Source organism: Thioclava sp. GXIMD2076 (assembly GCF_037949795.1).
Taxonomy (GTDB): Bacteria; Pseudomonadota; Alphaproteobacteria; order Rhodobacterales; family Rhodobacteraceae; genus Thioclava; species Thioclava kandeliae.
The window spans coordinates 93,138-114,505 of the sequence record NZ_CP149933.1; the positions used below are offsets into that span (position 1 = coordinate 93,138).

Below are 21,368 nucleotides of genomic sequence, written 5' to 3' on the forward strand. Positions count from 1 at the left end.
CTTCGTTTTATGGGCATCGTTGCATTGGCATGTAACAGAACAGGTGCTCTCTTGACCCAAAGATATACTCTCCCGCATCGCATCGGTATGGGCGGTGTGCCCATTGGAAACGAGTTCCGCGTCACGACCGACCGGCAGGCGGCAGACACGCTGAGCACGGCGTGGGAAGCCGGTATCCGCTATTTCGATGTCGCGCCGCATTACGGTCTGGGTGTCGCGGAACGACGCTATGGTCAGTTCCTGCATCATCAGCCGCGCGACAGTTTTGTGCTTAGTTCCAAGGTGGGACGGCTGTTGAAGGCGGGTCCGGCATATCGCAACCAGACTCTGATGCCCTACTCGCCGTCGCCCAATATCGAGATCTACGACTACAGCCGTGACGGGACGCTGCGTTCGATCGAGGATACGCTCCAGCGCACGGGGCTTGACTGTATCGATGTGGTTTTCGTGCATGATCTCTCTCCCGACAACGAGTCCGCCCTGCCTAAACCGTGGCTCGAGCTTTGGCCCGAAGCGGTGGAGGGATGTTTCGCCACACTATGTGACCTGCGTGATCAGGGCGTGATCAAGGCCTGGGGCATGGGGGTCAACAGCCCCGAACCGATCCTGAAAGCAATGGAGGATAGCGACCCCGATCTGCATCTGATGGCGAGCCAGTATTCCTTGATCGAGCATGACTATCCGGTCGAGACGGTGTTTCCCAAGGCGCGCGAGCGAGGCAATAGCTTCGTTATCGGCTCGGCACTGAATGCGGGCTTCTTGGCGGGGGTCCATCGCTATCATTATGGCCCCGAAAGCGGCGTGATCGCGAAGGAGCGGCTCGACAAGCGCCGCCGTCTCGCCGAAATTGGCTATGATCACGGGATCGATCTTCTGGCGGCAGCTCTCCAGTTTGCCCATGCGCCCGATGTGGCGCAGGCCGTGGTCGTCGGGATGGCGCGTCCCGATGAGGCGATCAACGATCTGGTGGCTATGGATACGCCGATTCCGCCAGCCTTCTGGAGCGATTTGCGGTCCGCGGGGCTCATCCATCCGGACGCCCCGACACCTGCATAAGCGGCAGGGACGACAGCTGTCTCGGCGGGTTGATACGGGCCGTCCGGACAGGGCGAGCCGTCGAGGAGCCTGATCTTTTGTCACGGAATGGCGACGCCTGTTCCGTGGCGGGCTTCCCCGTAACGTGAGTTCCAGATTCATCGGGCATCACAGCGCCGATCTGGCATGCGCGGCCCCGTCTTGACCTTCGGGCTCTATGCCGTGCGGTGTATTCTGAAATACTTGCGCAGGCTTTCTCGAACGCTTGGCATTGGCCTACTGCTTTCAATCCGGCCCGTCTTGTGTTCGGACCGGCCTCGGACCTTGTATGGATGGCCCCTTGGCTAGAGCTTTGTGGCAGTCTGGTCGGTCGCGGCCAGGTATACGGCGTCAATCTGCTGCATTGTGGCTGCCCGTCTTGATGAAGTCAGCCGGCGGACGGCTCCCGATCAATGGTACGCGTTCAAAAACGTCTCGGTCCGAACTGGGGTGAGGTGGGGATACGCCATGTGTTCGAGCATGCCGCCGAACGGAGGCGTATCACCTTCCCTGTGCCATCACCTCACATTGCGCCTCACCGTCTCTGAGCCTGCCGACCTGACGCCGACGACGGTTCTCTGTTTTATGCCTGCGCGGCCGGATAGTTCTCGCCGTTTCGGATCAGCGCCCGGATCGTCCGGGCCATGCGGTTGGCCAGCGCGGATCGCGACCACCTTTACCGGTTTGCGCTCAAGCATTTTGTCCAGCCAGTCAGGTCCTGCATCAGAGGCTTTCGCTCCCGAATGCGCTCATGTCGGGCGTCGTTGCGGCAAATGCACCGGACGAGATAGGGCTTGGCCCAGGTAGCGTCGCCAACCGCCGCGCCAGCGCGTCACCGGAACGAAGCGCATGGTCGGACGCGTCACCGCTTCGCATATTGCTTCGGCATCGACCGCATCCGTCTTTCCTTTCTTCGCGTAGGGCTTCACGTAAGCCGGTGGTATGAGCCGGACCTCATGTCCTTGGGTCAGCAATTTCCCGCCCCCAGATGATGCGCCCTACCACAGGCTTCCATCCCGACGAGACACGGCTCCAAGCGCGAGAAGCAAAGCGGCAATTATGTGCGCCGCAGTTGGCGGCGACAGAGAACCTTGCCCTTCGCATCGAGGCCGCGGACCTGAAAGACATTCCTGGCCAGATCGATGCCGATCATAATAGGCCGTCCCATGGATGGCGCCTCCCGGATGGCTGTAACCAGACCCACCTTGGCACAATGCGATGCTGTTGTGGGGCCTGCCTTATCATCAATGGCGGCTCGATCCGCACCATCGCACACCATCGTGGTTGAGGAAGATTGTGCCGCTAGGGCGCGTCGATCAGCGGTGCGGGCCTTTCGGCGGTTCTTCGGAAAGAACGGCTCGAGCCGCTCCATTCGCGCGGCGCAACGCCAGTAAGGCATGTTTCATCGTTCAGGTCTTGTTGCCGCGCCCGCTTGTCGCCTCCCCCGAAGAGAAGGACATTCTAGCCGCTGCTGCCTCAGGCACTGCGGTGCGCCGTTGGCGGGGCGCCCGAAGGCGGTCTGCCACCGATCTTCAGGCTTGTGCACGAGGTCGTCACCTGTGCGTCGTCGTAGCGGCACGCATTTGAAGCGGAGTAATGCTTTTCATGTGAATAAAACCGTGGCAGAGGGGGACATGACCGTTCGTATGCCGACATTCGCCGCGCTGATCCTTGGCCTGTGCCTTGCATGGGCGAGCGTTCTTTCGGCGGCAATGATGGCGCCCACGCAAGACAGTCTCGCGCGGGAGGCCCATGCGCTTCTCCACGATCCGCTCGCGGGCGGCATCTGCGGCGAGACCCCGCATGGGGCGGGATATCACTGCCCGTTCTGCCACAGTTTGCCCGATGCTCCGCGCCCCGAATTCGTAACGGTCGAAGGCCGGTTCGTGGCGCAGGACAGGTGGCGGGCGGGTGAGGGACTGCGCGGGACCGGTTCGGCACAGAGGTCCGCCCATGGCATCAGGGCACCCCCTGGGAGCGTCTGACTGATCAGATGTCTCTCCCCCGCGCGGCCCGTGCGGGGTGCCCTTTTGCATGTCCGCAGAACAGGACTGCCCGGTCGTGGCGTCCGGCGGACTCTATGGATATTCCAGATGACCGAACTCTCTTCGCGTGCGGGTAGCTCCGCACTCTATCGCGCCGTGTGGCGCTGGCATTTCGTCGCGGGGCTCGTCGTCCTGCCCTTCGTGCTGATCCTCGCGGTGACGGGCGGGATCTATCTCTTCAAGGACGAGATCAACAACGCGGCCTATCACAAGCTGCGCTTTGTGGCACCGGCCGAAGATGCACTGTCGCCCTCGCGGATCGTGGCGGCGGCGCTCGATGCCCATCCGGGCACGCTCAAGGCCTATGCGCCTGCCCCTGCCGCCGACCGTAGCGCCGAGGTGGATATAATGGGCGCGGACGGGCTGCGCGACACGATCTATGTCAACCCCCATGACGGGGCCGTGCTGGGCACGCTCTGGGACGGGGGCGCCTCCGGCAGCCCCGTAATGTCGCTCGTGCGCAGGCTGCATTCGCTCGACTATGTCGGCTGGTTCGGGAACCGGCTGATCGAGGCGGCGGCAGGCTGGATGATCCTGCTGGTGGGGTCGGGCGTCTATCTCTGGCTGCCGCGCGGGCGCAAACATGTGGGGACCGTGCGGATCAGGGCCCGCCGTGGCCGTCCGTGGTGGCGGGATCTGCACGCGGTGACGGGGATCTATACCGGTATCTTCATTGTGTTTCTGGCACTGACCGGCCTGCCCTGGTCGGGCGTCTGGGGCGGCAAGTTCTACACGTTCGCCTATGCCCTCGGGCTGGGCATGCCTGATGGCTATTGGTCCGATCTGCCCCGCTCGAGCGTCCCTACCGGAGAGGCTGTCGAGCGCGCGCCCTGGATCATGGAGCGCCAGCCGATCCCGCAATCACCGCTGCCCGAGGCAACGGGTGCCCATGCGGGCCACCATACCGGAGTGGCGGCGCAGGGACCCAGTGGCGTGCCGATGCGCCTTGATCAGGTGGTGGCCGAGGTCGAGGCGCTCGGGCTCGTGCCGGGCTATTCGCTCTCGATGCCGGAAGGACCGACAGGTGTCTTTTCGGCCTCGGTCTATCCCGATACCATCCAGGACGAGCGGGTGATCCATCTCGACCAGTATTCGGGCGCTGTGCTCTATGATGCCGGTTTCGCGGATCTCGGGGGGCTGGGGCGTTGGGCCGAATGGGGGATCAGCGTGCATATGGGGCAGGAATGGGGGCTGGCCAACCAGATCGTGCTGGCGCTCGCCTGTCTTGCGATGATCGGGCTGTGTCTTTCGGGCGCAGTCATGTGGTGGAAACGCCGTCCGGTCGGTGGGCTCGGTGTGCCCGCTTTGCCGGATGACGGGCGCATCCCGCGCGTGCTGCTGGTGATGGCGCTTGCTGCTGGGATCTTCTTTCCGCTGGTGGGGCTGTCGATGCTGGTGCTCGTGGCGGTCGAACTCGTGGCCTATGTCGCGCGCAGACGGATCGTGCCGAGCTGACGTGAAAACCCGCGATGCGACCGATGGAGGGCTGGCCCTTCATCGGGCTCCCGGTGGTGCCTCTTCCGGCAGCGCGTCCGGGTTGGCCGGATGACGGCTCGGGCGGTCATGACAGGCCGCAACGCTTGATTTGCCTCAAGTCAGCTTATCGATAGCGCGCCATACATCGTTCGTGAGAGCGGTGTGCGTCTTTCGGTATAAGCCGAAAGCCCGAGTGATAAGCGGAGAGGCAGCAGCGGCCTTTTGGAGGGAGCGGACCGGTTGGCGCTGCCGGTCGGCGAGATATGGGCAGAGCAGCAAACCGCCTGCGGGGGGGCAAGCCTTCCGGCCCTGCCGGACGGATCAGAGCGCCAGAGGCTCGGTTGGGCCGCTCTCCTCGAATTCCCACGAGGCAGACCACGTCTTCTCCCGCCCCTCCAGCCGAAGATAGTTCCGCTGTGCGACATAGCGGCGCGCCTGTCCGGGCGGTGGCGTTATGCGGATCGGGTGGCCCTCCAGCGGGGCCTCGCCCAGCCATGCGAGCGCACCCAGCAGGTTGGCCCAGGCGCGGGGCGGGGCGCGATGGGCGATCCCCGAGGCCACCAATTGTTGCAGTGATCTCCCCGCCGCGAAATCGATGCGGCCTCTCGTGGCCAGATGGATCTCGCCTGAAAGCACCGTCAGGCGATGCCCGTCCTCGAGCACCATCGACCGCGCGAGCCGGAGCATCCGCTGCCACTCGGCGCGATGGGCGCGGCTCTGCCACTGGTCGCGCAGATCATCCTCGTATTTCTGCATGCTGGGCGTCAGAACCATCAGCGCCTCGAGGACCGAAAGCCTCGGCCCCAGAAGCGGGACGCTCGACATCAGGAACGTGTGCCCGCGCATCTTGCGGGCGGCTTCCTCCTCCATCATGGCCCAGCCGCCTTGCCCCATGATCGCGCGGCGGCTGCGCTCGGAGCGCAAATCCGGTGCGATGATGCGTAGTCCTTTGGTCTCGACGCGCCAGCCGAGATGCTGCCCGAGGGGGTCGCTAAAGCGGCGCGGCAGATCGCCGTCCGCGGCAGCCTGCTGGAAGATCAGGAAGCTCTCGCGGGCGGCCGAGAACAGTGTCTGGCCAATTGCCGAATGTGTTTTGGCCGCAGGAAGCGAGCCCCAGCCGTCGCAGATATCGTGGTCATCCCATTGCATGAGAGAGGGCACGCGGGCCGCGATCCAGGCGAATTCCGGCGCGGCATAGAGCGTGGAATAGCGTTCGAAGAACGCCTCTTTAAGATGGTCCCGCAGGCCCGCCAGCTCGGGTTCTGACGGATCTTCGGGCACCTCCTCCGGCCAGCGCTCGGTCAGGGCATGGCCATCGGTAACCTCGTCCGCGTAGACCTGATCGCCGCCATGCAGCAAAAGCACGAAGGGGCGTGCACGATGATCCTCCCGCAGACGGGCCCACATGGCATTGCGTTCGGAGCCTTCCCGCAGCAGATCGCCGATCTCTTCGCCATTGCAGGACACATAACCGATGCGGGGCGCATCCGAATACTCGCATGAGACGGGATATCGGGTGCCGTTCCACTCATAGCCGGTTCGGCTTCCCAAAGGCAGGCCGAACCGCGCCCGCCAGACCACCGCCTTGGCGAAATGCGCCAAGGGCGTCGCCTTTATGGCGGTGTCTCCGACATAGATATCGGGGACGGTAACGCCCTCGGGCGCGATGAAGAGGGCCGCGATCTTGCACGAGGTCTCGGTGATCTCGTCCAGAAAGAGAATGGGGCCAGTGATCGGAGTTATGCTCATTGTGGTTATATAAGCACTGATGCGCGCCACTCCAGAGAGGGCCCCGCGAAATCCACCGGCCTAACCGGATGCGCGGCGGATGCGGGCCGGCGGTGGCGGGCCGGCGCTAGCCGCCGTGTGGCTGCGGGCTCAGCGCTTCTTGCGACGCTGCACATTGCCGCCGCGCTGGCCGGGGCGACCGGCGGTCGAACGGCCACGGGCATTGGTGGCGGCATCGGAGGCTTCCTCCACCGCCGATTGCCGTGCCATCGGATCATCCGAGACGGCAAGCTCCACAGCCTCCAGCCGCTTGACCTCGTCGCGCAGGCGGGCAGCTTCCTCGAATTCGAGGTTCTCGGCGGCCTTGCGCATCTCGATGCGCAGACTGTCGAGATGCGCCTGCAGGTTGGCACCCGGCTTGACCTTGTCGACCTTGGCGGTAACGCGCGACATGTCGGTATCGCCCTGATAGAGCCCCGCCAGCACATCCTCGACATTCTTGCGCACGGTCTGCGGCGTGATGCCATGCGCCTCGTTATAGGCGATCTGTTTGGCACGGCGGCGCTCGGTCTCGTCCATAGCGGCCTGCATGGAGCCGGTGATCTTGTCGGCATACATGATAACGCGGCCATCGGAGTTTCGCGCGGCGCGCCCGATGGTCTGGATCAGCGAGGTGGTCGAACGCAGGAAGCCTTCCTTGTCGGCATCGAGGATCGCGACCAACCCGCATTCGGGGATATCGAGTCCCTCGCGCAGGAGGTTGATGCCGATCAGCACGTCGAACGCCCCGAGCCGCAGATCGCGCAGGATCTCGATCCGCTCGATCGTGTCGATATCGCTATGCATATAGCGCACCCGCACGCCCTGTTCATGAAGATATTCGGTCAGATCCTCGGCCATGCGTTTGGTCAGCGTGGTGACCAGCGTGCGCAACCCCTTGGCCGAAACCTTGCGGATCTCGTCAAGCACATCATCGACCTGGGTGTCGACGGGCCGGATCTCGATCACCGGATCCAGAAGGCCGGTGGGGCGGATCACCTGTTCGGCAAAGATCCCGCCGGTCTGCTCCATCTCCCATTTCGAGGGCGTGGCCGAGACGAAGATCGACTGCGGACGCATCGCGTCCCATTCCTCGAATTTGAGGGGGCGGTTATCCATGCAGGATGGCAGGCGGAACCCGTGTTCGGCCAGTGTAAACTTGCGCCGGTAGTCGCCGCGATACATGCCGCCGATCTGCGGCACAGTGACGTGGGATTCATCGGCAAACACGATGGCATTATCGGGGATGAACTCGAACAGCGTGGGCGGCGGCTCGCCCGGTGCACGGCCCGTGAGATAGCGCGAATAGTTCTCGATCCCGTTGCACACGCCTGTGGCCTCGAGCATCTCGAGGTCGAAATTGGTGCGCTGCTCCAGCCGTTGGGCCTCGAGGAGCTTGCCCTCGTCATTGAGCTGCTTGAGCCGGAGCCCCAGCTCCTTGCGGATGCCTTTGGTGGCCTGATTGAGGGTGGGCCGGGGCGTCACATAGTGGCTGTTGGCATAGATCCTGATCTGCTCGAAACTGTCGGCTTTGGCACCGGTCAGCGGATCGAATTCGGTAATCGCTTCCAGCTCCTCGCCAAAGAAGGAGAACCGCCATGCACGGTCTTCCAAGTGGGCCGGCCAGAGATCCACCGTATCCCCCTTCACGCGGAACGATCCGCGCACGAAGGCCGCGTCGAGACGCTTGTATTGCTGTGCTACCAGATCGGCCAGAAACTTGCGCTGCTCGTAAAGCTCGCCCACCTTCAGATCCTGGGTCATGGCCGAATAGGTCTCGACCGAACCGATACCGTAGATGCACGAGACCGAGGCCACGATGATCACATCGTCCCGCTCCAGAAGGGCGCGGGTGGCCGAGTGGCGCATCCGGTCGATCTGTTCGTTGATCTGGGATTCCTTCTCGATATAGGTGTCCGAGCGGGCGACATAGGCCTCGGGCTGGTAGTAATCGTAATAGGATACGAAATACTCGACGGCATTCTCTGGGAAGAAGCCCTTGAACTCGCCGTAAAGCTGGGCGGCCAGCGTCTTGTTGGGCGCAAGGATGATCGCGGGGCGCTGCGTCTCCTCGATGATCTTGGCCATGGTGAAGGTCTTGCCGGTCCCCGTTGCCCCCAGAAGCACCTGATCGCGCTCGTCGTCGCGCACGCCCTGGCTCAGCTCGGCAATTGCCGTTGGCTGGTCGCCTGCGGGCGAGAATTCCGAATGCATCACGAAACGCCGCCCGCCTTCCAGCTTGGGCTTGGTCAGCACATCGGGGCGTTCGGTGGGAAGATTGGTGTTGTTATGGGGCATGAACCTCTACCTATCGGGGCTGCGCCTTAGATGTGGCCCGAGGGGGGCGGCTTTCAAGAGGTGCTGCTTGCCGTCTGGGCGGATGTTCACGATATTTTCTCGCGCGGGTCAATGCCAAAAGGTCCGGATCGCGCGAACCGGACCTTTCTTGCGCATAGGAGCAGCCGTTACAGGGCCAGAACCTCTTCCAGCGTGTCCAGAAGCCAGTCGGCATCGGCTTGCGAGAAGACCAGTGGCGGGCGGATCTTGAGCACATTGGCCGCGGGGCCGGTGGCCGAGATCAGCACGCGGCGTTTGCGCATCTCGTTGACGATGGTCGCCGCTTTCGTCGCATCGGGGGTCTTTGCCGCGCGGTCGCTGACCATCTCCACCCCGATATAGAGGCCTGCGCCGCGCACATCCCCGATGCTGTCATGGGTCTTGGCCATAGCCGCGATCCCCTCGCGCAGCACCGCGCCGATCTTGCGCGCATTCTCTTGCAGCCCCTCGCCAATCAGCACCTCGCGGGTGGCATTGGCCGCAGCCATGGCCACGCCATTGCCGCCGAACGTATTGAAATAGCGCATATCACGGCCAAACTCGGCCACCACCTCGGGGGCCACCGCAATGGCCGCCACGGGGAAGCCGTTGCCCATCGGTTTGCCCATCGAGATGATATCGGGGTCGATCCCGTGGCGCTGGAAGCCCCAGAACGCCTCGCCCGAGCGGCCAAAGCCCGATTGCACCTCATCCGCAATGAACAGCCCGCCCGCGGCATGGACCGCCTCGATCACCGGCTTGAGCACCTCGGGGGTGGCATAGACGCCGTCGGAGGAAAACAGGCTATCGGCGACAAAGGCCGCCAGCCCGTCGCCATGGCGTTTGAGAAGATGCGCCTCGCGGGTGATCGCCTCGGCCATCATCCGGCCCAGTGTGGCGGGGTCGTGGCGGTAGCTGTCGGGGGCGGGGATGCGGCGCACCCATGTGCCCAAGGGTGCATTCTCGCCCAGCGAGGGCGAGAAGCCCGCCGTCAATTCCGAATTGCCGTGATAGGCCTCTTCGGTGACGATGATCCCCCGCCGCCCCGTATGGTGTTTGGCGATGCGCAGCGCCAGATCATTGGCCTCTGATCCCGTGCAGGCGAACATCATATGCCCTTCCGCCCCGATCCGCCCGCCGAAACTGGGCAGCATCGCCTCGGCATAGGTCAGGATGCCTTCCTGTATGTAGCGGGTATGTGTGCAAAGCGTGGACATCTGGCGATGCACCGCCTCCACCACATGCGGATGGCAATGGCCGACCGAGACCACGTTGTTATAGGCGTCGAGATATTCGCGCCCCTGACTGTCCCAGAGCCGCGTGCCCTGACCACGGCAGACCTCGACCGGCTCCTGATAGAAGAGCCGGTAGGCGGGGCCGAGCAGCCGCGAGCGCCGCTTGATCGCGTGGCGGAGCGCGGGGTCGAGATGGTCGAGACTGTTTGGATCGAAAGCGTTGACCATTTTGCCGCCCGTCTGTGCGGGCATCTGTGGGGGCTGGGGGGAGACGACATTCATGGGAAGGTCCTTGGAGTGGCTTTACAGAAGGCGAGTGGAGAGCTTGGCGGGGTCCTGACACAGATACCAGTCGAGCTGGGCCCAGCCCTGATTGGTATTGCGCAGGATATAGGTGCGGTTCTCGGGGAATTTCTTGGCCCGCCAGAGGGTCAGCAGCGCGCGGGTGACCACGCGGGCAAAGACCAGATGCGGCAGCAGCTGGCGCTCGGTGGGGCCGAGGGGCGCATGGGCGATATGGCCCTCGAAGAGCCGCGTGGCGCCGGTGAACATCTCCTCATGGCCCAGTTCTGTCTCGTCGCGCGGCAGCTGGTTGAGCATCGCGGTCGAGAGGTCAATGGCCACGGCTGTTTCCACCACATCGCCGAAATCGATGATGCCGGTCAGCGATTGCGCCCGGGTGCGGTCCACAAGGAGATTGGAGCGGCTGAAATCATTATGCAGGATCTGGCGGGGCAGGGCGTTGATCCGGTCTGCCATCGCGGTGATCTGGTCGAAGGCCATGGTGAGCGGTTTGCGCTGGCACGGGTCGTCCACATGGTCCAGGAGCCCCGCAAGCGCCGGCAGGTGGCGCACATCCCATGCGATCTGGCGGGCGGCAAAGGGGTGGCGGAAATCGGCCATGGCCAACCGCAGCCGCGCGTTGATCTCGCCGATCCGGTATTGCTCTGCGGCCACGGGGGGGAGGGTATCGAGCACATCGCCCTCGAGATAGCTCATCATCCGTGCAAGCCGTGGCCCATCGGGGCCGGGCAGTGCCACCAAGGCACGGCCATCACGCGCGGGCAGCACCTGCGGCACCGGCAGATCGGGGGCACGGGCCTTCAGATGCAGTAGCGTTTTCACCTGAAGATCCAGCTCCTGCGCACTTTCCGCAGGATTGGCGATCTTGAAGATCAGCTTGGTGCCCGAGGAGATAAGCGCGAAAGTGTCATCCTTCTCGGTATCGAGCCGCGTCAGCTGGCCCTCGATCCCCCAGATCTCCTGCGCCAGTTTGGCGGCCTTCGAAGCTTCGATCCGCGTGCAGGCGGCGGAAAGCGCGCCGAGGTCGATCTGCGGTTGCTCGGTGATGCGGGAGTCGGTGGCGGGGGGCAAACGGGCCTCCGTTCTGGGTTAGGGATGGGAGGGGTGCAAAGCGAGTGCCTCGCGCACGCTTCGGGTGGTGCGCGGGATCGCGCGGTTGAGATCCGCCAGATAAGGCCCGCGCGCATCGGGGCTTTGCGGGCGGTCGGCGTGGTCCTGCAGTGCCGCATCGACGATCTCCCGATAGGCGCGGGCGGTGCGCTGGGTGATGACGTTACGCGTGGCGCTATCGGCGTTCTGTGCCAGAGCCAGCTCGGCCCTCGCCTTGTGGATCATACCGTTGAACTGGGCGCGCAAGGCGCTGGCATGGGAGATGTAATCGGGCTCGATCAGGCGTTGCAGACGCTCGATATCCCACCATTGATCGGGATCGGTGATCTCCTCGGGTTGGGTCCAGTCATGCGGCAGGTCGCAATCAAGCCAGAGCGGAATGAAGCCCGACAGACAAGGCGAGGCAAGGCTTGCCCAGATCTCGCGCGGGGCATCAGGTTGCGCAGGCAGCGCCACGATCATCGAGGCGGCGGTCTCCGAGCCGAGATCAGCTCTTACCCCGTGCATGCAGACACAGGCCTGACCATCGCCGCCCGGAGACCAGTCAGCGGCATCGCCATGATCGCGCAAAACCTCGATCATCTCGCCCAGACCGATCTCGCCTTTGGGCAGGCCCTCCACTTTCGCGCGTGACATGGCCAGCCGCGCGCGGCAGCTGGGCAGATTGGCGCGGGTGGTATCGGTATAGGCGCGCGCCCAGTCAAAGGGCGTGCCAGCCTCGTGCCAGCCTTGCGCTGTGGCAAAGGCTTCGGCCCGATCCGAGATCCGATCATAATCGGACCCTATGGAATAGACATTGGAGATGGTGGCCCACCCCGTCACCCGCTTGGCAACCCAGTGGCGGCCTGCGCTTTCCACGACCCAGCCGGTGCGGCCATCGGCCAGAAGGAAGGCATTGTGATAGACCATCTCGCGGGTCAGCGCGGCAGCCCCGCCCTGACCATGCGCCTCGATCAGGCCGGTCAGCACCTCCAGCCCCTCATCGGCATCACAGGCGCGTTCGAGCGTCAGGCGTAACAGATCCATCCCCAGCAGGTTCGGGCCGGCACCGGCAGGCAGGCGCGACCAGACCGCCTCGTTGCCGATAGTCAGTCCGTGCTCGTTCACTCCATGCTCGAAGCCCCAGATCCACCACGGGCGCGAGCCGAGGCAGGCATGGGTGCGGCCCACCTGCGGCAGGTCGATATAGGTCGCGCGCACTCGGGCATCTGGTGCATGGGTCGCGGCCTCGACCCTCGTCAGATATTGCGCCTCGTTCGGCTCGCGGTCCGAGTTCTTGGCAAAATAGCTGCGCCCGTCTCGGGTCAGGGAGCCCAGCACCAGCATCGTATCACACATGGCAGGGCCTTATCCGAGCTTGGTCACATGGACCTTGGGCAGATGCCCTTGGTTCCATTTGCCGTCGATGGCGCGCTCGACCTGTGCCGCCAGTTGCAGCAGCAGCCCGTCATTGCCGATGGCGGCATGGATCTGCATCCCCAGTGGCAGGCCATTGGCATGGGCGGCCAGCGGCAGCGACATGCCCGGCGTGCCGCAAAGATTGTTGAGCGGCGTATAGGCGAAGAAGCCCCAGAGGTTCTGGAACCAGTCGAGCGCCGAGGGGGTCTCGGTGATCGTCAGATATTCGGTGGTGCCGATCGCGGGGGTCTCGCGTGCGGTGGTGGGCGTCAGCAGGATGTCCCAGTCCTGATAGACCGCGCCAAAGGCACGGGCGGTGGTGTTGAAATCGAGCTGCATATCGGCGCGGGTGGTGTAGCTGATATCCTTGCCCTGTTCCCAGATGCGGATATTCATCGGCTCGAAGAGATCCTCGGGCGGCGTCTCCAAGCCCTTCATCCGCAACAGGTTATTCACCACTTGCGCGAAATTCGAGATATAGCAGGTGGTCTGCGCGGCATAGGCTTTCTCGAAATTGACCTCTGGCGTGACGAATTCCACATGATGGCCGAGGCTCTCGAAAAATTCCGCCACGCGGGTCAGCTCGGCGGCAATATGGGGCGTGGCCGCATAGGGACCCCATTCATGCGAGACGGCGATCTTCAGCGGTTTCGGGTCGGCCTTGATCTGCTCGAGGAAGGGCTTTTCGGGATGCCAGAAGGGTATGAATTCGCCCGGCGCACCGCCGCGGCAATTATCGACAAAGGCCGCCGTGTCGCGCACCGTGCGCGAGATACAGCCCTGGGTCGACACGACAGAGGTGAAATCGGAATTGACCGGCGCGATGGAGAAGGTCCCGCGCGAGGATTTTAGCCCGATCGCCCCGCAGCAGCCCGCAGGGATACGGATCGAGCCGCCGCCATCGGTGCCATGCGCAAGCGGCAGCACGCCCGCGCCCACCATCACCGACGAGCCCGCCGAGGAGCCGCAGCTCGTAAAGCCCGTATCCCACGGGTTGCGGGTGACATACATCGCGGGGTTCTCGGCCGAGCTGCAGCAGCCGAATTCGGGCGTTGTGGTGCGTCCGATGATGTTGAGACCGGCCTCCTTGATCCTTGTGGTCAGGAAGGCATCACTCTGCGGGCGGTTGCCTTGCAGATAGAACGAGCCCTGTTCTTGCAGGCGGCCCGCCACGGTGGGGCCAAGGTCCTTCATCAGGAAGGGCAGGCCCGCGAAGGCGCCCTGTGGATTGGCCCCGTTGACGGTGCTGTCGGCGACCGCATCCTCGAAGACCTCGATCACCCCCGAGATCTCGGAATTGACACCATTTATGGCACGGGCGGCTTGCGATGCGACCTCCTCGGCGGTGATCTCGCCCGCCTTGATGCGCGCGGCAAGGCCCAGCCCGTCATGGGCGAACCATTCATCCCAGCTCATTACCTGCGGCTTATCCAGAGTGTCGGTCATGCGGTGTCTCCTGTTCGGCGCGCCGGTCCCGCCTGTCCGGTCGGGAGAGGATGCGCCAGTGGCGTGGGATACAGGAGGATCCCGCCGGAACATCTGGGCGGGCTTTGATCACGCAGGCGGATGACGCCGTGAAAACTCCTGCTTTCGGGTCAACGCTACTGGATTGTCGACAATTATCAATGCTGAATTTTTTTGACGTTTACGAGAAGGAATACGTTCCGTCCTGCAGAATGGGCCAAGCGCCGGTGCTTGCGCCAAGCCACTGATTTTAGAGATCAATAGCTGCCCGTTATAGACGGAATTTTCTGCACGAATGACGAAATCCATATAAATTTCAGACGATTAAAAAATCATCATTAGGATAGTAAGCCTCTTATATCATTCCGGAATTTTTCCGTCAAAAGTCTGCAACCAGCGCGTGATCGGGGCAAATTACGGGCTTTGCGGAACACAAGCTTGCCTGCGCGGAAGATCTGCCCTTAGGCTGGATGAGTGATTGTCGACAATCCCCAACAATCCAAAGCACGACGTCCAACAGGAGATCATCATGTTTCTTCCGAAGTCCTCTTCGGGGCTGCTCAAAGGTGCGCTGCTCTCAGCCCTTCTTGGCGCCAGCTCCCTGACCGCGGCCCATGCCGAAACCACGATTACCGCCGTCATGAACGCGCCGCTCAGGGCGCTCGATCCGGCGATCAGCACGGCCTATATCCTGCGCAATTACGGCTATATGATCTATGATACGCTGCTGGCGCGTGACGAGGCGGGCAAGGTCCAGCCGCAGATGGCCAGCTGGAAAGTCTCCGATGACGGGTTGACCTACACCTTCACGCTGCGCGACGGGTTGAAATGGCATGATGGCACGCCGGTGACGGCGGCGGATTGCGTGGCCTCGATTGCGCGTTGGGATCAGGTCGACAAGACCGGTCAGGTGATGGCCAAGCTGATGAAATCCATGGACGTTGTGGATGATAAATCCTTCACCCTGACCTTTGGCGAGCCGACCGGTATCGCGCTTCTGGCGCTGTCGAAACCGTCCGGCATCGCGCCCTTCATGATGCAGAAGGCCGTGGCCGAAACGCCGATTTCCACGCCGATCACCTCGACCATCGGCTCTGGCCCGTTCAAGTTCGACGCGGATGCCTATCAGCCGGGCGTGAAGGCCGTCTTCCTGAAAAACACCGATTACGTTCCGCGTGACGAGCCCTCCAGCGGCATGGCCGGTGGCAAGGTCGTTAATGTGGACAAGGTCGTCTGGACCACGATGCCCGACCCGATGACGGCCATGAGCGCGATGATGTCGGGCGAGGTCGATTTTATCGAGCAGGTGCAGCAGGATCTTCTGCCGCTGGTCGATGGCAATCCCGATTTCTACACGCAGGCCTTTGCCAAACAGGGCAGCCAGAACCTCGTGCGCCTCAACTGGACCCAGCCGCCCTTCGACAACCTGAAATACCGTCAGGCGGCGATGGAAGCCCTTGGTCAGAAGCCGATGCTGAACGCGCAGGTGGGCACGGGCGAGGACAGCTCGAGCACCTGTGCCGCCGTGTTCGGCTGCTCCGGCCCCTATGCCACCGATTACAAGGCCGATGAGGTCATCGACGCCCATCCCGAGAAGTCGAAGGAACTGCTGAAAGAGGCAGGCTATGACGGCTCGCCCATCATGCTGATGCAGGCCACCGATCTGGCTTCGCTTGCGCCGCAGGGCCCGGTGATCGCCCAGCAGCTGCGCGATGGCGGCTTCAAGGTTGATGTGGTCGCGATGGACTGGGCCAGCGTCGTGGCACGCCGCTCGTCTAAGGCACCGGTGGCCGAGGGCGGCTGGAACATCTTCTCCACCACCAATGTGCTGCCCGATGTGGGCGATCCGGTGGGCTTCATCGGCACGGCTGCAGGCGGCGATAGCGCCTGGTTCGGCTGGCCGGATGTGCCCGAGATCGAGAAGCTGCGCTCGGCCTTTGCCGAGGCGCCCGATACCGCCTCCCAGGTCAAGATCGCCAAGGAAATCGACCAGCTGGCCATCGATAATGTCGTGATGATCCCGATGGGGGAATTCGCCAATATCAACGTGGTCTCCTCCAAGCTGAAGGGCATGCCCGAGGCTGAAGCCCCCGTCTTCTGGAACGTGACCAAGTCGGAGTGATCCTGACATGCTGCTTTTCATCACCAAACGAATCCTGTCGGCCATCCCTGTGCTGTTTATGGTCGCGATCATCGTGTTTCTTGTTTTGCGCATGTCGCCGGGGGATCCGGCGGTGATGATTGCGGGGCCCAATGCGACCCCCGAGCAGCTTGAGCAACTACGCGAGAGCATGGGGCTGACAAAGCCCCTGCTCGAGCAACTCGTGATCTGGCTGGGCAATATGGCCCATGGCGATATGGGCACCTCGCTGATTTCCGGCCAGCCCGCGACCGCGCTCATCATGGACCGGTTCGGGCCCACGCTGGCGCTGAGCCTGTGCACCGTGGTGCTGGCGATTGCCGTCTCGATCCCGCTGGGCGTGATCGCGGCGTGGCAACAGGGCAAATGGCTTGACCGGCTTGTGATGGCGGGCTCGGTTCTGGGCTTCTCGGTGCCGGTCTTCATCATCGGCTATGTGCTGATCCTTGTCTTCGCCCGCATCCTCCACTGGTTTCCGGTGCAGGGCTACCAACCGCTGGCCAATGGCTTCGGCGGGTTTATCGAGCGGCTCGTGCTGCCCTCCGTCGCGCTCAGTTTCCCTTATATCGCGCTCATTGCCCGCATCGTGCGCACCAATGTCATCGAGGTGATGAACGAGGATTACATCCGCACCGCCCGCGCCAAGGGCCTGCGCGAAAGGTCGGTCCTGATGGGCCATGCGCTTGGCAATGCGGCCGTGCCGATCATCACCATCATCGGTGTCTCGATCGCCATGCTGATCGGCGGTGTGGTGGTGACGGAATCGGTCTTCAACATCCCCGGTCTCGGGCGGCTCGTCCTCGATTCCGTTCTGGCGCGGGATTACACCGTCATCCAAGCCGTGATCCTCCTGTTTTCGGCCATATATGTGGTGATCAATCTCTGCGTCGACCTGCTCTATGGCGTGTTCGATCCGCGCATCCGTCACTGACCCAAGCTCAGGAGATCTTTCATGAAATCCGATACGTCCGCCCTTGATGATGCGTCTGTCACCCTGCCGGAGATGGAGGGAAACCGCTCGAGTTCCGGTCTTTTCGCGCTGATCGGCGGCATCTTCTCCAGCTGGCCTGCGCGGATCTCCGGCGCGGTGCTGCTGATCATCGTATTGATGTCGGTCTTTGCGCCTCTGATCACCGCGCATGACCCGATCCAGCTAGACCCCTCGGTGCGGCTCCAGCCGCCCTCGGGTGATCATATCCTTGGCACCGACAGCTATGGCCGCGATATGTTCTCGCGCATCGTCTACGGCTCGCGGATCTCGCTTCTGGTGGGAGCGGGCACGGTGGTGATCTCGATCCTCTTCGGGATGCTCATCGGGGTGCTGACCGGCTATTTCAAATGGGTCGATGCGATCCTTAGCCGCGTGATGGACGGGCTGATGGCCATTCCGGGTGTGCTTCTGGCGGTGGCGCTGGTCGCCATTTCGGGCGGCACATTGACCACGGTGCTGATCGCGATTTCCATCCCCGAGATCCCGCGCGTGGCGCGGATGGTACGGGGCGTCATCATGGGTGTGCGTAACGAGCCTTATGTCGAAGCGGCCTCTGTTCTGGGCACCTCCATGGGCAAGATGGTCTGGCGGCATATGCTGCCCAATACGGTCGCTCCATTACTGGTGCAGGGCACCTATATCTTCGCCGCCGCCATCATGACAGAGTCGATCCTGTCCTTTCTCGGCGCGGGTGTGCCGCCCGAAATTCCCTCATGGGGCAATATGATGGCCGATGGGCGCAAGTTCTTCCTGCTCAAGCCCGAACTGATCTTCTTCCCCGGTGTCATGGTGTCGCTGACGGTGCTGAGCGTGAACATGCTGGGTGATGTGCTGCGCGACCAGCTGGACCCGCGCATGGCGAAACGCCTCTGAAAGGAACATGCTATGAAAGATGATGCAGAGGTCGTGCTCTCGGTCGAGGATGTCAGCATCGACACCCGTCCCAAGGGCGCCCGCCCCATCACCCGCAATATCAGCTTTACCGTGAAGGCCGGAGAGACGGTCTGTGTGGTGGGCGAGAGCGGCTCGGGCAAGTCGATCACCTCGATGGCGGTGATGGGTCTGTTGCCGAAAGACGCGCTGCAGGTCACCACGGGGCGTATCCTTCTGGATGGCGAGGATGTGCTGCAAGCTTCGCCCGCACGGATGCGCGCTCTCAGGGCTTCCAAGGTGTCGATGGTGTTCCAAGAGCCGATGACCGCACTCAATCCGGTGAAGACGGTGGGGGAGCAGATCGACGAGGTTCTGCGCATCCATACGAAGCTCTCCAAACCTGCGCGCCGCAAATCGGTCTTGCAGATGATGGAGCGGGTGCATCTGCCCGATGTGGAACGCATCTATGCCAGCTATCCGCACCAGCTGTCGGGAGGGCAGCGCCAGCGGATCGTGATCGCCATGGCGCTGATCCTGCGTCCGCGTCTCCTGCTGGCCGACGAACCCACCACCGCGCTCGATGTGACCACGCAGAAGCAGATCCTAAATCTGATCAAGGAGTTGCAGGAAGAGGAAGGCACAGCGGTGGTGTTCGTCACCCATGATTTCGGGGTGGTCTCGGATATTGCCGACCGGATCGTGGTGATGAACCGCGGCGATCTGGTGGAAACCGGCACACGCGATGAAATCCTCGCCCGCCCGAAACAGGACTATACGCGGATGCTGATTTCCTCGGTGCCCTCGATGCTGCCGCGTTTTGCGCCGCTGCCTGCCGAGCCCAAGGTGCTCGATGTGATCGGCCTCGCCAAGACCTATGGCAAAGGCAGGAACGAGGTCAAAGCCGCGCGAGACATCACCTTCACCGTCCGCAAGGGCGAGATCACGGGGATCATCGGTGAAAGCGGCTCGGGTAAATCCACCGTGGCGCGCTGTGTGATGCGGCTGACCGACCCGAGTGACGGTGCGGTGCGTCTGCAGGGCAAAGATATCGTGCCGATGCGCGACCTGCGCGAGATGCGCAAACAGGTGCAATATATCTTCCAGGACCCCTACCGCTCGCTCAATCCGCGCCGGACCATCGCGCAATCGCTGATGGAGGGGCTTTTGAATTATGGCATGCCGGAGGCGCAGGCCCGCCGGAAAGCTGCCGAGACGCTGGAGCTGGTGAACCTTCCGGCCTCGGTGATGGACCGCTATCCGCACCAGTTTTCCGGCGGGCAGCGCCAGCGGATCGCCATCGCGCGGGCGATCGTGATGGAGCCGGATCTGCTGATCGCCGACGAGGCGGTCTCGGCGCTCGATGTGTCGGTGCAGTCGCAGGTGCTCGATCTCTTGGAGGATATCCGCGACCGCACCGGTGTGTCGGTGCTGTTTATCACCCATGACCTGCGGGTGGCCGCGCAGATCTGCAACGCGCTCGTTGTGATGCAGAAGGGGCAGATCGTCGAACAGGGTGCCACGCGTGATGTGCTGATGAACCCCTCGCATCCCTATACCCGCGCGCTGATCGATGCCGCCCCCGCGCCCGAGTGGGATTTCCAAAACTTCCGCCCGCTCTTGCGGGCCGTGTGAGAGGAGAAGACATGCGTGTGCTGCTTGCCGGTTTCCAACATGAGACCAATACATTCGCCAAGGATCGCGCCGATATGGCGGCGTTCGAACATGGCGGCGGCTTCCCCGCGCTGTGTCGTGGGGCCGCGATTGCCGAGGTAATGACGCCCACGGTCAACCTCCCCGCGGCGGGCTTCCTGCGTGCGGCTAAAGCGGCGGGGGTAGAGGTGGACCCTCTCCTCTGGGCGATGGCAGTGCCCTCGGGGCCGGTGAGCGAAGCTTGCTACGAGAGCATCGCGGGCGAGATCTGTGATCTCGTCAGGGCGGGGCTGCCGGCCGATGCGGTCTATCTGGACCTGCATGGTGCGATGTGTGCCGAGCATCTCCCTGATGGCGAGGGCGAGTTGATCGAGCGGATCCGCCAGATCATCGGGCCGGATCTGCCGCTGGTGGTGAGCCTCGATCTGCATGCCAATGTGACCCGCCGGATGGTGGATCTGACCGATGCGCTGGTGGCCTACCGGACCTATCCGCATGTCGATAGCGCCGAGACGGGGGCGGCGGCCTTCGATCTCTTGCAAAAGCGGCTGGCCTTGGGGCGGCCTTTTGCACGGGCAATGGCGCGGGTCAATTACATGATCCCGATCTGCTGGCAATCCACGATGAACGCGCCCGCCGACGGGCTTTATGCCGCCTTGCCGCAGATTGAGGCCCAGACCGGCGCGATCAGCCTCTCCTATGCGATGGGCTTTCCGGCTGCCGATTTCGACGAATGCGGCCAGCTCATCTGGGCCTATGGCGAGGCCACACCCGAGGCCGAGGCTGCCGTGACAGCGCTCCTATCGAAGATCAATGACGCCGAGAGCGCCTTCCGGGGCAAGCTCTACACTCCCGATGAGGCCGTGGCCCATGCACTTGCGCGCAATGCGGAAGGCTGCGCGCCTGTCGTGATCGCCGATGCGCAGGACAATCCCGGTGCGGGCGGCAGTTCGGATACCACCGGCCTGATCAAGGCGCTGGTGGCCGCCAATGTTCCCGAGGCGGCGGTCGGTGTGCTGTGGGATCCGCAGGCCGTGGCGCTGGCCCATCGGGCGGGCGAGGGGGCGCAGCTCCCTCTCTCGCTTGGTGGCCATAGTGATGTGGAGGGCGACAGCCCCCTTGAGGCGGTCTTTACAGTCGAGCGGCTCTCGGACGGGCATCTGCGCACGCTTGGTCCCTATTATGGCACGCGCGATATGCACCTTGGCCCCGCCGCCTGCCTGCGTCTTGGCGGTGTGCGTATTGTCGTGGCAAGCCAGAAGGCGCAGATGGCCGATCGTGAGATGTTCCGCTTTGCCGGCGTCATCCCCGAGACGACCCCGATCCTCGTCGCTAAAAGCGCCATCCATTTCCGTGCCGATTTTGCCCCGATTGCGGGTGAGATCATCACCGCCACCGCTCCCGGAGCGATGATGATGCGCGCCACCGACTGGGTCTGGGCGCATCTGCGCGATGATCTGCGGCTGATGCCCGACGGCCCGACGCAGGCCGAACACCATGCCGCCACCCATGAGGAAGCCTGATCC

15 protein-coding genes and 1 pseudogene are annotated in these 21,368 nt (G+C 63.2%); 8 read left to right on the forward strand and 8 right to left on the reverse strand.

Annotated elements, in window-relative coordinates:
- Positions 1-51 precede the first annotated feature (51 nt).
- Positions 52-1,056: an aldo/keto reductase gene (locus WDB91_RS14390; protein ID WP_339114887.1), complete on the forward strand. Its 1,005-nt coding sequence runs from the start codon at positions 52-54 to the stop codon at positions 1,054-1,056.
- Between the two features lie 851 nt (positions 1,057-1,907).
- Here WDB91_RS14390 and WDB91_RS14395 read toward each other — a convergent pair.
- Positions 1,908-2,242: pseudogene (locus tag WDB91_RS14395) on the reverse strand (transposase); the annotation flags it as partial.
- Positions 2,243-2,708: 466 nt separating this feature from the next.
- Here WDB91_RS14395 and WDB91_RS14400 point away from each other — a divergent pair.
- Together WDB91_RS14400 and WDB91_RS14405 are read left to right on the forward strand one after the other, a co-directional pair.
- A complete protein-coding gene (locus tag WDB91_RS14400) occupies positions 2,709-3,059 on the forward strand; it encodes a hypothetical protein (RefSeq protein ID WP_339114888.1) in 351 nt (116 codons plus the stop codon).
- Positions 3,060-3,167: 108 nt separating this feature from the next.
- Positions 3,168-4,574, forward strand: coding sequence for a PepSY domain-containing protein (locus WDB91_RS14405; RefSeq protein WP_339114889.1), 1,407 nt, complete (start codon positions 3,168-3,170; stop codon positions 4,572-4,574).
- A 342-nt stretch (positions 4,575-4,916) separates the two neighbouring features.
- On the opposite strand, the gene WDB91_RS14410 is transcribed toward WDB91_RS14405, so the two are convergent.
- The 7 genes from WDB91_RS14410 to WDB91_RS14440 all read right to left on the reverse strand — a co-directional run bounded on the left by WDB91_RS14410 (position 4,917) and on the right by WDB91_RS14440 (position 14,497).
- Positions 4,917-6,344, reverse strand: a complete 1,428-nt coding sequence (locus tag WDB91_RS14410; protein WP_339114890.1) for an alkaline phosphatase D family protein — start codon at positions 6,342-6,344, stop codon at positions 4,917-4,919.
- A gap of 129 nt (positions 6,345-6,473) precedes the next feature.
- Positions 6,474-8,660 carry an excinuclease ABC subunit UvrB gene (uvrB, locus tag WDB91_RS14415; RefSeq protein ID WP_339114891.1) on the reverse strand — a complete coding sequence of 729 codons (2,187 nt, stop codon included), beginning with the start codon at positions 8,658-8,660 and terminating at the stop codon, positions 6,474-6,476.
- A gap of 167 nt (positions 8,661-8,827) precedes the next feature.
- Positions 8,828-10,195, reverse strand: a complete 1,368-nt coding sequence (locus WDB91_RS14420; RefSeq protein ID WP_339114892.1) for an aspartate aminotransferase family protein — start codon at positions 10,193-10,195, stop codon at positions 8,828-8,830.
- Between the two features lie 21 nt (positions 10,196-10,216).
- The gene (locus WDB91_RS14425; protein ID WP_339114893.1) at positions 10,217-11,287 is read right to left on the reverse strand and encodes a phosphotransferase; all 1,071 of its coding nucleotides are present in this window, start codon (positions 11,285-11,287) and stop codon (positions 10,217-10,219) included.
- Positions 11,288-11,305: 18 nt separating this feature from the next.
- Positions 11,306-12,664, reverse strand: coding sequence for a hypothetical protein (locus tag WDB91_RS14430; protein ID WP_339114894.1), 1,359 nt, complete (start codon positions 12,662-12,664; stop codon positions 11,306-11,308).
- Positions 12,665-12,673: 9 nt separating this feature from the next.
- Positions 12,674-14,170 (reverse strand): amidase, encoded by a 1,497-nt coding sequence (locus WDB91_RS14435; protein ID WP_339114895.1) that lies wholly within the window; start codon positions 14,168-14,170, stop codon positions 12,674-12,676.
- Between the two features lie 108 nt (positions 14,171-14,278).
- A complete protein-coding gene (locus tag WDB91_RS14440) occupies positions 14,279-14,497 on the reverse strand; it encodes a hypothetical protein (RefSeq protein WP_339114896.1) in 219 nt (72 codons plus the stop codon).
- A gap of 220 nt (positions 14,498-14,717) precedes the next feature.
- Here WDB91_RS14440 and WDB91_RS14445 point away from each other — a divergent pair, with 220 nt between their 5' ends.
- The 5 genes from WDB91_RS14445 to WDB91_RS14465 are packed head-to-tail and all read left to right on the forward strand — an operon-like array spanning position 14,718 to position 21,365.
- A complete protein-coding gene (locus WDB91_RS14445) occupies positions 14,718-16,310 on the forward strand; it encodes an ABC transporter substrate-binding protein (protein ID WP_339114897.1) in 1,593 nt (530 codons plus the stop codon).
- Positions 16,311-16,317: 7 nt separating this feature from the next.
- Positions 16,318-17,259 carry an ABC transporter permease gene (locus WDB91_RS14450; RefSeq protein ID WP_339114898.1) on the forward strand — a complete coding sequence of 314 codons (942 nt, stop codon included), beginning with the start codon at positions 16,318-16,320 and terminating at the stop codon, positions 17,257-17,259.
- A gap of 21 nt (positions 17,260-17,280) precedes the next feature.
- Complete coding sequence (locus WDB91_RS14455; RefSeq protein WP_339114899.1) at positions 17,281-18,192, forward strand: ABC transporter permease; 912 nt, start codon at positions 17,281-17,283, stop codon at positions 18,190-18,192.
- Positions 18,193-18,204: 12 nt separating this feature from the next.
- Positions 18,205-19,824 carry an ABC transporter ATP-binding protein gene (locus tag WDB91_RS14460; RefSeq protein ID WP_339114900.1) on the forward strand — a complete coding sequence of 540 codons (1,620 nt, stop codon included), beginning with the start codon at positions 18,205-18,207 and terminating at the stop codon, positions 19,822-19,824.
- Positions 19,825-19,835: 11 nt separating this feature from the next.
- Positions 19,836-21,365: a M81 family metallopeptidase gene (locus WDB91_RS14465; RefSeq protein ID WP_339114901.1), complete on the forward strand. Its 1,530-nt coding sequence runs from the start codon at positions 19,836-19,838 to the stop codon at positions 21,363-21,365.
- Positions 21,366-21,368 lie beyond the last annotated feature (3 nt).

Coding starts and splice junctions, on each gene's coding strand:
- WDB91_RS14400 (WP_339114888.1), top strand. CDS start 2,709: ATGACCGTTCGTATGCCGACATTCGCCGCGCTGATCCTTGGCCTGTGC.
- WDB91_RS14405 (WP_339114889.1), top strand. CDS start 3,168: ATGACCGAACTCTCTTCGCGTGCGGGTAGCTCCGCACTCTATCGCGCC.
- WDB91_RS14410 (WP_339114890.1), bottom strand. CDS start 6,344: ATGAGCATAACTCCGATCACTGGCCCCATTCTCTTTCTGGACGAGATC.
- uvrB (WP_339114891.1), bottom strand. CDS start 8,660: ATGCCCCATAACAACACCAATCTTCCCACCGAACGCCCCGATGTGCTG.
- WDB91_RS14420 (WP_339114892.1), bottom strand. CDS start 10,195: ATGAATGTCGTCTCCCCCCAGCCCCCACAGATGCCCGCACAGACGGGC.
- WDB91_RS14430 (WP_339114894.1), bottom strand. CDS start 12,664: ATGTGTGATACGATGCTGGTGCTGGGCTCCCTGACCCGAGACGGGCGC.
- WDB91_RS14435 (WP_339114895.1), bottom strand. CDS start 14,170: ATGACCGACACTCTGGATAAGCCGCAGGTAATGAGCTGGGATGAATGG.
- WDB91_RS14440 (WP_339114896.1), bottom strand. CDS start 14,497: ATGGATTTCGTCATTCGTGCAGAAAATTCCGTCTATAACGGGCAGCTA.
- WDB91_RS14445 (WP_339114897.1), top strand. CDS start 14,718: ATGTTTCTTCCGAAGTCCTCTTCGGGGCTGCTCAAAGGTGCGCTGCTC.
- WDB91_RS14450 (WP_339114898.1), top strand. CDS start 16,318: ATGCTGCTTTTCATCACCAAACGAATCCTGTCGGCCATCCCTGTGCTG.
- WDB91_RS14455 (WP_339114899.1), top strand. CDS start 17,281: ATGAAATCCGATACGTCCGCCCTTGATGATGCGTCTGTCACCCTGCCG.
- WDB91_RS14460 (WP_339114900.1), top strand. CDS start 18,205: ATGAAAGATGATGCAGAGGTCGTGCTCTCGGTCGAGGATGTCAGCATC.
- WDB91_RS14465 (WP_339114901.1), top strand. CDS start 19,836: ATGCGTGTGCTGCTTGCCGGTTTCCAACATGAGACCAATACATTCGCC.